The sequence below is a fragment of the Enterovibrio nigricans DSM 22720 genome (genome assembly GCF_900167155.1).
Lineage (GTDB): Bacteria > Pseudomonadota > Gammaproteobacteria > Enterobacterales > Vibrionaceae > Enterovibrio > Enterovibrio nigricans.
Genome location: NZ_FUXU01000193.1, coordinates 1 through 2,219 on the forward strand (window position 1 = coordinate 1; position 2,219 = coordinate 2,219).

Below are 2,219 nucleotides of genomic sequence, written 5' to 3' on the forward strand. Positions count from 1 at the left end.
GGATAACCTAGGGTCTCAGCGGCCTTCTACTAACTTTGCAACGGAGCCGAAGCAAGTGTTCTTTCGCTGTTTTTTACTAAAAGCTGGGGTACCATGGTTGAATTAACGTTAATTAAAAGAATTCTGCTAGAGAGTTCGTTTCAGTATTCCGACTAAATTGAAAAGGAAATTCATGTCATCCGATAAACTGAGTACCTTGTTGGTAAACGCGGGTAGAAAAGACAAATACTGCAAAGGTGGCGTAAACAGTGTAATCCAACGCGCTTCTTCGCTTGTTTTTGACTCTGTAGAGCAAAAGAAATTTGCGACAAAACACCGAGGCGAACGCGAACTGTTTTATGGGCGACGCGGAACGCTGACTCACTTTTCATTTCAAGATGCGATGACAGAGTTGGAAGGCGGCGCAGGTTGCGTTCTGTATCCTTGTGGAGCGGCGGCAATTGCAAATTCGATATTGTCATTTGTCAAAACAGGCGACAACGTATTAATGACGGGTGGGGCTTACGAGCCTACACAGGCGTTTTGTGACACCATTTTGAATGACATGGGTGTTTCCACAACTTATTACGACCCCATGATGGGGGCGGACATAGCGAGCCTAATGGCTCCTGAAACGGCCGTCGTTTTTCTTGAGTCGCCAAGTTCTATCACAATGGAAGTGCCCGACGTTCCTGCGATTGTTAAGGCTGTGCGTCACGTCAATCCTGACGTTATTGTCATGATAGATAACACGTGGGCGGCAGGTGTGTTGTTTAAGGCACTAGAGCATGATATCGACATCTCTATACAGGCCGGAACCAAGTATATCGTGGGCCACTCTGATGCGATGATTGGTACTGCTGTGGCCAATACCAAATGTTGGGAACGGTTACGAGAGCGTTCATACTTGATGGGGCAAATGGTGGATGCAGACACCGCCTATATGGCAGCTCGTGGATTACGCACCATGGGCATTCGACTCAAACAACACCATGAGAACGGTGTCGCTGTCGCCAAATGGTTGAGCCAGCGGTCTGAAGTGGCGAGGGTGAATCACCCTGCTTTGCCTGAGTCGAAAGGACATGCAAATTATCAACGAGACTTTTCAGGAAGTTGCGGGCTGTTCTCTTTTGTATTGAAAGAAAAATTAACCCCAGAACAGATTGCCCACTATTTAGATAATTTTGTCCATTTCAGCATGACTTACTCTTGGGGTGGCTATGAATCATTGATCCTGACAAATCAACCAGAAGAGCTTAATGCAATTCGCCCTGTTGGGCCGGTTGATTTTGAAGGCACATTGGTTAGATTGCATATCGGCTTGGAAGACGTAGAAGATTTGATTGAAGACTTGGAAGCGGGATTTGCGCGGCTAACGTAGTCTTCACTTCTTTGTAAGGCGTAAAAAAAACGGCACCTTTCGAGGTGCCGTTTTTTGTTGTTACTCGGTTTGTTTTACTTATCTTTGTTTAGCAAGGTTTTCAAGGTTGAAGCCAAATCAGCCGCACTTTCATGTGCGTTGGTGTGGACGAGGTATTTGCCATTTACCAAAAATGCGGGCACGGATGTAATGCCTGATTCCACGGTAATTTGATCCGCGCGTTCGATTTCAGCAAACATTTTCTCTTGTTGGGCCTCGTCCAAATCATAAGGACTCGTCAAACCATATTTTGCAAAGAGAGCCGACAAAATGGTTTTGTTTTCTTCCACAGATTCAGTTTGCTGTTCTTGGACGTATTTGAATAAATCTTTAACCAGTGCTTCCGGCGGATTGCCATTGGTTTGAGAAATAGCAGAATAGTAAATCAAGGCAGCGAATGTTGAGCTTTCATTGAAGGTGACGTGAGATTTACCGACTTTTTCTCCAACAGCTTGTTCAATCGCAGGAATCGCATCTTCCATCGCACGGCATGCGCTACAGGATAGGCTGAAAATTTCGTTGATTGAGGGAACATTTGTCACGGTCACAGGCGTTTCAAGCGTGGTGTATTTGGGCGTGTCTTTCGGCTCATCACTGCAAGCTGTCAGAGTGATGGCCGCAAGTAAAGGTAGCAAAAGGTGTTTAATTTTCATGGAGTAGTTTCGCTCTATAACGTGCAGCGTTGGGCTGAATGTGAAAAATATCAGGACTCGGATTATAACGAGATCCTCAAATTGGAAAGGCTTTGTTGCTTAATTCGGTTGGAAGACATGGCAGCCTAAAGTTGTTCGGTTCTTAAGCAATATACTGAGTTTCAGGC

2 protein-coding genes are annotated in these 2,219 nt (G+C 45.3%); one reads left to right on the forward strand and one right to left on the reverse strand.

Going from position 1 to position 2,219, the window contains the following annotated elements:
- The first annotated feature begins 172 nt into the window (after positions 1–172).
- A complete protein-coding gene (metC, locus tag B5D35_RS23460; protein ID WP_078754807.1) occupies positions 173–1,360 on the forward strand; it encodes a cystathionine beta-lyase in 1,188 nt (395 codons plus the stop codon).
- A gap of 74 nt (positions 1,361–1,434) precedes the next feature.
- On the opposite strand, the gene B5D35_RS23465 is transcribed toward metC, so the two are convergent.
- A complete protein-coding gene (locus B5D35_RS23465; protein ID WP_078754808.1) occupies positions 1,435–2,052 on the reverse strand; it encodes a thiol:disulfide interchange protein DsbA/DsbL in 618 nt (205 codons plus the stop codon).
- Positions 2,053–2,219: the final 167 nt, after the last annotated feature.

Bases quoted from the DNA above. Each gene is read 5' to 3' on its own strand.
- B5D35_RS23465 (WP_078754808.1), bottom strand. From the start codon at position 2,052: ATGAAAATTAAACACCTTTTGCTACCTTTACTTGCGGCCATCACTCTG.
- metC (WP_078754807.1), top strand. From the start codon at position 173: ATGTCATCCGATAAACTGAGTACCTTGTTGGTAAACGCGGGTAGAAAA.